Here is an 8,511-nt window from a genome sequence, read left to right on the forward strand (position 1 = left end):
TAGTATATCAATTCATCATACTAAAAAAGCAAAGGGGCATCCCAATCACTTGGAATGTCCCTTCTTTTGGTATATATTTGGTTTGATAAATTGGTCTAACTATCTTCTGCCACCGAATGAACTGCCGCCATTATGGCTCTTGCTACGGGAAGAACCACCTCCAAAGGAACTGCGGGCACCATTGCTGCCTCCGCCAAAGGAACGGCTTCCACTGCTGAATGAACGGCTGTTATTCAACGAATTGCCGCCACGGTGACCACCGAAAGAACCATTGCTTGGAGTGCTGGAACGTGGAGTGAAACCATTATTAAACGAACGGCTGTTGTTGGTAGAACCACTGCCGAATCCGCTTCGGTTATAGCCCCCAAAAGAACCACCGCCTCGGACACCACTTCCAAAGGTAGCATTATTTTGGCGACTGTTGCCAAAAGAATGATCACGTGTAACCGTAGTTCTTGTACTGCTCTGACGATTGAGATTGCCGAAGGTCTTGCCACGACCATAATCGCCACGATTGAATCCATCGCGCATACCGAATCTTGGTTCCTGACCTCGAACACCGATAGGGCGCGGACCGCCGAATTCACGTCCGTAATACCAGCTTCTGCCACCATTCATTCTCCAGCTGTGTCCACCACGATATACAGCATAGAAATGAGGTCTTCCGAAGAAGAAGTAATCTCTGCGTGGGTAGCGTGCATAGATGCCGAAGTGGAAGAATCCACCATACCAGTAAAGAGGACGGTAGAAATAGCTTGCGGCACAGAATGAGCGATACTGCCAATCCAGAAGGATGTAGCTCAAGTCGAGATTACGCTGACGCCAATAGATGCCGTAGAGATCGTCGTAAGTATTCACGCCCATCAGATAGTCGAGGTTGACCTCATAGGCTGCCTCATACTGATCATCTGTCAGATTCAGCTCGTAAGCCATTTTGTCTGTCAGAAACAGAGCCTGCTGGCGAGCCTGTTCATAACTCATTGCTGATGCAGAACTGAATGTCATCATGAACATTGCTACTAGTGCTATGATAAACTTCTTCATAATCTTATCTTATTATATGTTAAACTTCCATTTTCCAGGAAACCATCAGATTCCAGAATCATCGTCAATTCAGTCATCTTTCTGATTTCTGCTGCAAAGATAAGGCGATTTATGGAGGTATAGTAAGGATTTTCCCTAAACCGATAGAGGAAATTCCCTAAACGATGCTTTTTTTCGAAAAAAAACTGTAATTTTGCAGTCGGAATGAACATTTAGAGTGATTCAAATAGATAACTTAGAGTGATTTAAATAAATAAAATGATAGATTCAATACAGAATATTTTAGTTCAGGTTAGCGATTTTCTTTGGTCGTATATCATCATCACCATCTTGATATGCTGTGCCGTGTTTTTTACTTGGCGTACCCGTTTCGTGCAGTTTCGTCTCATCCGCGAGATGGTCAGGCTCCTGCTGCATCCCGATAAGGTTCAACCAGAGGAGATTGGCCAGGAAGAACTGTCTATGGATGTAAAGGTGGATGGTGAGATGAAGCACATCTCTTCCTTCCAGGCTTTCGTGGTGGCATTGGCCAGTAGAATTGGTACAGGTAATCTTGCAGGAGTAGCTACAGCCATCAGCATCGGCGGTCCGGGAGCTGTCTTCTGGATGTGGATGCTCGCTTTGCTGGGTTCTGCTTCAGCCTTCATCGAATCAACGCTTGCCCAACTCTATAAGCGCAAAGGTAAGACTTCCTTCTATGGTGGACCTGCCTATTATATGAAATATGGATTGGGAAAGGGCTGGATGGGTATCCTCTTTGCCGTTCTCATGATCATCACCTTTGGTTTTGCCTACAATTCCGTTCAGAGTAACACCATCTGTCTGGCATGGCAGAAGGCTTTTGGTATCGAGCCTGCCACCATGGGCATCATACTCACGGCGCTTACATTGCTCATCATCTTTGGTGGTATTCAGAGAGTAGCAAAGTTCTCTTCTACGGTAGTTCCTGTCATGGCAGTTGTCTATCTCCTGATAGCCGTTGGCGTAGTGATTTGGAATATCACCAGTTTGCCTAAGGTTTTATTAATCATTATTGAAAATGCCTTCGGATTCAATCAGGCTGCAGGTGGAGTACTGGGCGTCACAGTGATTCAGGGCATCAAGCGAGGCTTGTTCAGCAATGAGGCCGGCGAGGGTAGTGCTCCTAATGCTGCTGCGGTGGCTACGGTGAGCCATCCGGTAAAACAGGGATTGATTCAGGCGCTGGGTGTCTTCACGGATACCTTGGTAGTATGTTCCTGCACAGCATTCATCATCCTTATGAGCGGGGTAGATGTCACTGCATCCAATGGTATCCAACTGACTCAGGATGCCTTGACCCACGAAATCGGAAGCATCGGAAATCCTTTTGTAGCAGTCATGATATGGCTCTTTGCCTTTAGCAGTATCATCGGCAATTATTATTATGGTGAGACCAACGTGAGATATATCAAGGATTCCAGACTGGGCGTATTTATCTATCGCCTTGCCGTGGCAGCGATGGTGATGATTGGAGCCATCGTGTCACTTGATTTTGCCTGGAGCTTTGCAGACATCACAATGGCACTTCTTACCCTTTGTAATCTTGCTGCCATTGTTTTACTTTCTCGCCAGGCAGTCTTCCTGTTGCAGGATTACCGCCAGCAGAAGAAGGAAGGCAAGAATCCTGTATTCAACAAGGAAAAGATGCCTGAGATAGCAGATAAACTGGAGGCATGGTAATTCACCATGCCACCAGTTTACCCGTTCTACTTATTACTAAGTTTGATATTACCATAAGCGCTATTTATCATAACGTCCCTTAAAAGTAAAATAGTAGGGGCTCTCTTCATACTTAGAAAGAGAGCCCAACCTATAGCTTATTTCAATACAAACACCTTGGTTTCGTGAGCTTTCAGGTACATATTTTTTCTAAAAAAACGTTAGTCCTTAAACATATTTAATACTTTGTGCCCCTTACATTCGCCATAATTTCATACCTTTGCAAAAAAATAACAAAAAGAAGAAGATATGAAAAAGAAAGATGGTATGACAGGATGGCTAATGAAATGCAGTAGCAGCTGTCTGATATTCATGGGATGCAGTCTGATGATTACGGGATTCAGCCTGCTGTTGACAGGATGTACGGAAAAAGCCAGGAAGATCGAAAAGAAGAATATCAAGGTGGAAACAATCTCTGTAGGAAATACAAACCTGGGGGGAACGAAAGACTATGTGGGTACCATCGAGGAAAAGATGGGGTCAACACTCAGTTTCGAAATCGCCGGAAATATTACTTCCATCCGTGTAGATGAGGGTGACAGAGTCAGCAAAGGTCAGTTGCTCGCCACCATCAACCCTACTACCGTGAAGGAGGCTCACCGGGCTACCCTCACCACCTTGAAGCAGGCAGAAGATGCCTACAGGAGATTCCTGCCCCTGCACCAGTCGGGAACCATCTCGGATATGAAATGGGTGGAGATAGAAAGTAAACTGGAACAGGCGAAGGCAGCCGAAAGCATCGCCCGTCAGCAACTCTCCCACTCTACACTCACCGCTCCATTTTCAGGCGTCATTGCTGCCAAGAATGTGGATATGGGAACCTACGTGCTTCCTGGTCAGCCCGTGCTGAAACTCGCCAATGTGGCTCAGGTCAATGCCAAGGTTTCCGTACCCGAAGCTGAAATCTCGCTTCTCCACGTAGGCGACAAGGTGAAACTGACGGTTACCGCTCTTTCCGGAGCCGTCTTCTATGGGACCATCTCAGAAAAAGGCATCGATGCCAATCCTATCTCGCATACCTACGACATCAAGGTGGGTATCACCAATCCGCAGGGTCGTCTGCTCCCGGGTATGGTCTGCAATGCCCAGATTCAGGGCAGCGCAGCAGCACCGGCTCATATCATCGTTCCGCCGCAAAGCGTTGAATTGGATGTAGATAACTCCCGATTCGTTTGGACCGTAGTAAACGGCAAGGCGCACCAGCAACCTGTAACCATAGGCGATTTCGAGGGAGATGGCATCATCATTCTCTCGGGACTTCATACTGGCGACCAGGTCATCATCAATGGTCAGCAGAAGGTATCAGAAGGTATGAAGGTTGATACCGGAAAGAGTAACAACCGATAAAATGTGGAGGGAAAAGATATGAATCAAGACACAAATCAAGAGATAAACAAGCCGAGGATTCCGCAGAAGGACACCGCCCTTCACGACCATATCAAGGCTCGCATTACGAGAAAACCCAACCGCATCATCAAGCGTTCGTTCATCGAATCGGCGATGTGCAACCATAATATCGTGATGCTCCTCATGGGTATGCTCGTTTTCGTGGGCATTCTGGGCATCTGCATCATGCCTAAGCAGGAAATGCCGCAATTCACCATCCGCCAGGGTGCCTGCGTTGCCGTATATCCCGGTGCCACATCCGATGAGGTGGAAGAACGGGTGGCGAAACCCCTGGAGAATTTCATCTTCGGATACAAGGAAGTAAACAAGAAGAAGACCTACACCCAGAGCAAGGACGGCATGCTGATCGTATTCCTGGAACTCAACGATGATGTAGAAGACAGGGATGCCTTCTGGAGCAAGTTCAAGCACGGACTGCAGGCCTTCAAGGCATCACTCCCATCAGGCGTTCTCGCCCTGCAGGCAGTGGACGACATCGCCGATACCTCTGCCCTGCTCATCACGATGGAAAGCAAGCAGAAAACCTATAGGGAACTGAACACCTACATCGACCGGCTGAAGGACCGCCTGCGCCGCATCGATGCCATTTCCAACCTCCGCACCTACGGACTGGAGAACGAACAGATCAGTATCTATCTGGATCAGAACAAGCTGGCTAAATACGGAATCGGTTCCTACAAGGTACTCAACCAGCTCGCCCTACAGGGCTTCACCACCATGAGTGGAAACCTGGAGCTGGGCAACCTCAACCTGCCCATCCACATCACCGACTCCTACAACAACGAGCGCGATGTGGCAGAGCAGATTGTCTATTCCGACCCCAAGGGCAACATCGTGCGCCTGAAGGATATTGCCCAGATCAGGAGAGAATACCCCAAATTGAGCAAATACATCAAGAGCAATGGCAACAAATGCGTGCTCCTCTCCATCGAGATGCGACCGGGCAATGATATCGTGAAGATGGGAAAAGACGTTCACCAGGCGATGGATGAGTTTGAGCAGACCCTGCCCGATGATGTGCATATCAATACCATCACCGACCAGAGCAAGGTGGTGAGCGAATCGGTGCTCAACTTCCTCCGAGAACTGCTCATCTCGGTCATCTCCGTCATCATCGTGGTCATCCTGCTTATGCCACGCCGCGTGGCAGAGGTATCCGCCCTCAGCATCCCGATCACCATCTTCTCTTCGCTGGGCATCTTCTATATTTTCGGTATGGAACTGAACACCGTCACCCTGGCTGCCCTCATCGTAACCCTGGGTATGGTGGTGGATGATTCCGTTGTCATTATCGACAACTATATGGAGAAGCTGGGCCACGGCATGTCGCGCTGGCACGCAGCCATCGCTGCCCCACGCGAGTTTTTCATGTCGGTACTCTCCGCCACGCTCAGCATCTCGCTCACCTTCTTCCCGTTCCTCTTTACCATGCATGGTGACATGGGCGATTTCGTCAAGTCGTTCCCTTGGGCGATGTTCATCATCCTGAGCATCTCGCTTACGGTTTCGCTGCTGCTTACACCTTATTTACAATATAGGGTGATTCATAAGGGCATCAGCAGTCAGCCTACCCCCAACGCCCGGAAGAAACCGCTCGATTATCTGCAGATGGGTTACACCTGGCTGTTAAAGCACTGTTTCGCCAGTCCTCGCATCACCCTCATCGTGGGCGTGGTGCTGGTAAGCATCGGTGCCGTCATCTTCGTGAATCTTCCGCAGCGAATGATGCCTATCGCCGAGAGAAACCAGTTTGCCGTGGAGTTCTATCTTCCTAACGGAACCACAGCCGATAGAACTGCACAGGTGGCAGATTCGATGGCTCACATCCTGCAGCGCGACTCGCAGGTAACGGCGGTAACCACGTTTATCGGACAGGGTTCGCCCCGTTTCCATACCACCTATGCTCCGCAGATTGGCGGTTCCAATTTTGCCCAGTTCATCGTGAATACAGTAGATAACGGTGCCACCGAAGAGGTACTCGACCGATATGCCGACCGCTACTCCAACTACTTTCCGGATTGCTACATCCGCTTCAAGCAGATGGATTACAACAATGCCAGCTACCCTATCGAAGTAAGAGTGAGCGGCGACAGCATCAGCGATCTGAAGGCTGCCGCCAGGAAGATAGCCGCCTGCATGCATCAGATAGAAGGTATCAATCTGATCCGTTCCAATTTCGAGGAGCCGTTGCCGGGCATCCGGGTTACGCCGGATGCTACCGAGGCCAACCGTCTGGGTGTGAACAAGACGCTGCTCTCTGCCGATCTTGCCATTCATTTTGGTGATGGCATTCCGATGTCCACCCTTTGGGAAGGCGATTATCCGGTGAAGATGGTACTGAAGTCGGAGAACGACAGCGACCTTGCCAACGAATACATCCCTGTGATGGGCGGAACATCGAGTGTGCCGCTCCGTCAGCTGGCTAAGATTTCTCCCGACTGGCACGATGGCTGCATCGTCCGACGCAATGGCATACGCACCATTTCCATCATCGGTGAACCGTTGAGAGGTTATAATGCCAACCAGTTGTCCAACAAGCTGAAAGAGAGAATATCGAAACTCCCGCTCGGTACCGATCTGGATTGGGAGATTGGCGGTATGGCAGAAAAGGATGGCGAAACCATGCCACAGGTGATATCGGGTGTGATGATAGCGGTATTGATCATCTTCTTCATTCTGCTCTTCCATTTCAAGCGCATCAGCCTGGCTCTGGTGAATCTCTCCTCCATGTCGCTCTGCATCTTCGGTGCTGCGATAGGACTCCTGATTACCGGCTTCGATGTCAGCATCACCTGCATTCTGGGTGTCGTGAGTCTGATGGGTATTCTGGTAAGAAACGGTATCATCATGCTCGACTATGCCGAGGAACTTCGCCGCGACAAGGGCCTTTCGGTAAGAGATGCCGCCTTCCAGGCTGGTGAGCGCCGTATGCGTCCTATCTTCCTCACCTCAGCAGCAGCCTCGGTAGGCGTATTGCCGATGATGATAGAGAACAATACATTGTGGTCTCCGATGGGAGCCGTCATCTTCTTCGGAACCCTCATCTCGATGGTACTCATTGCCACCATCCTTCCTGTGCTCTATTGGATTGTATTCGATAAGCACGGAAAGTATAGCTTGAGGAAAAAAACATCAACACCCGGCAGAAAGGCAAGTTCTACAGAAAATAAAGTTTAAAGACACACAAGAAAAAAGCACGAGAAAAGGCTGGCAGGAAAAATTCCTACCAGCCTTTTGTTTTAAACTCCCACAGAATTTAAAAGTCACGCAGATTTGGAGACCTATGCGGTCTATGAAAGGTCCCACAGATTTCACCTACCGCTAGGCGTCCCGGCGGATTTGCAATCCGCCGTAGAAAAAGGTTCGACCTATTAAAAACCGGGGGATTTGCAATCCCCCAACAAAAGGAAAAGCATACTTCTTTGCTGCGGATTGCAAATCCGCAGAGCCTAAATAGGTAAGGACATTTTTTGACGCCGGATTTCAAATCCGGCGGAACGCCTAGCGGGCTTGCGTTCTTTTATTTTATACCTCATCCCCAAACGATGCACGGATAAGTTTATCTCTAATATCCGGATAATCCTTCTCCGGAATCCAGCCCTCAAGCCCATTAACAATTCTCACATAAATGCTGTGATGATAATCAGCCTGACCTCCTCAGACTGCGGAAATGTACTCCTTGCTCACACCAGTGGTATGATACAAACTAGAATAAGTAATATGATACTTATTCATTACTTCAACCAAAATTTTGCCAAATTGACTCATGTCAACGTGATAATTTGATTTGATCATATTAAAAAAAATTAAAAAATAAATGTATTTAAACTGTTAGTTCCCACTACGGGAACCGCCATTTCTATTCTTTTTTGTAACTTTGCGATATGAAACCAGCGAGATACTGCCTATCCCCAACTCCTTTCACAACATCATGTAAACGGAACAATCCGCTTTACCAACAATAGAAGATGATAAAATGAAGAAAAAAGTATCACAATTCGCAAACATGACCAGCAAGACTCCCATACAGGGAGACCTCGAAAGCCTGGTTTCATTCATGAAAACCGATGAGAAACTCAAGTTCCTCACCCAGTCGTACCGTCTTACAGGCAAGAAAACCTTCAAGGCGGATGCACCCCTCTTTGCCCCAGCCTGCTACCTCGAAGGAGGCAAGGGTCAGGACAACATCCGGGAACTCACCCACCTATCTCTCGTAGATTTCGATGAGCTCTTCACCGAGATACCTCCCGATATCACGGCTCTCAACGCCCTGAAGCAGAAACTCTGCGACGATCCGCATACCCTGCTCTGCTACATCAC

5 protein-coding genes are annotated in these 8,511 nt (G+C 48.4%); 4 read left to right on the forward strand and 1 reads right to left on the reverse strand.

Annotated features, from left to right (window positions below; all coding sequences use genetic code 11):
• Positions 1–99: 99 nt before the first annotated feature.
• The gene (locus tag AAAT87_RS07780; protein WP_349226111.1) at positions 100–1,044 is read right to left on the reverse strand and encodes a hypothetical protein; all 945 of its coding nucleotides are present in this window, start codon (positions 1,042–1,044) and stop codon (positions 100–102) included.
• A gap of 258 nt (positions 1,045–1,302) precedes the next feature.
• Between AAAT87_RS07780 and AAAT87_RS07785 the strand changes: the two genes are divergently transcribed.
• From AAAT87_RS07785 to AAAT87_RS07800, 4 genes are all read left to right on the forward strand, one after another.
• On the forward strand, positions 1,303–2,745 hold the full coding sequence (locus AAAT87_RS07785) for an alanine/glycine:cation symporter family protein (protein ID WP_153091385.1): 1,443 nt from the start codon (positions 1,303–1,305) through the stop codon (positions 2,743–2,745).
• Between the two features lie 288 nt (positions 2,746–3,033).
• On the forward strand, positions 3,034–4,131 hold the full coding sequence (locus AAAT87_RS07790) for an efflux RND transporter periplasmic adaptor subunit (RefSeq protein ID WP_349226112.1): 1,098 nt from the start codon (positions 3,034–3,036) through the stop codon (positions 4,129–4,131).
• An 18-nt stretch (positions 4,132–4,149) separates the two neighbouring features.
• The gene (locus AAAT87_RS07795) at positions 4,150–7,368 is read left to right on the forward strand and encodes an efflux RND transporter permease subunit (RefSeq protein WP_349226113.1); all 3,219 of its coding nucleotides are present in this window, start codon (positions 4,150–4,152) and stop codon (positions 7,366–7,368) included.
• A gap of 799 nt (positions 7,369–8,167) precedes the next feature.
• A partial coding sequence (locus AAAT87_RS07800; protein WP_349226114.1) for a BT4734/BF3469 family protein occupies positions 8,168–8,511 on the forward strand: 344 nt, incomplete at its 3' end.

Source organism: Segatella sinensis (genome assembly GCF_040095255.1).
In the GTDB taxonomy this organism is placed as follows: Bacteria; Bacteroidota; Bacteroidia; order Bacteroidales; family Bacteroidaceae; genus Prevotella; species Prevotella sinensis.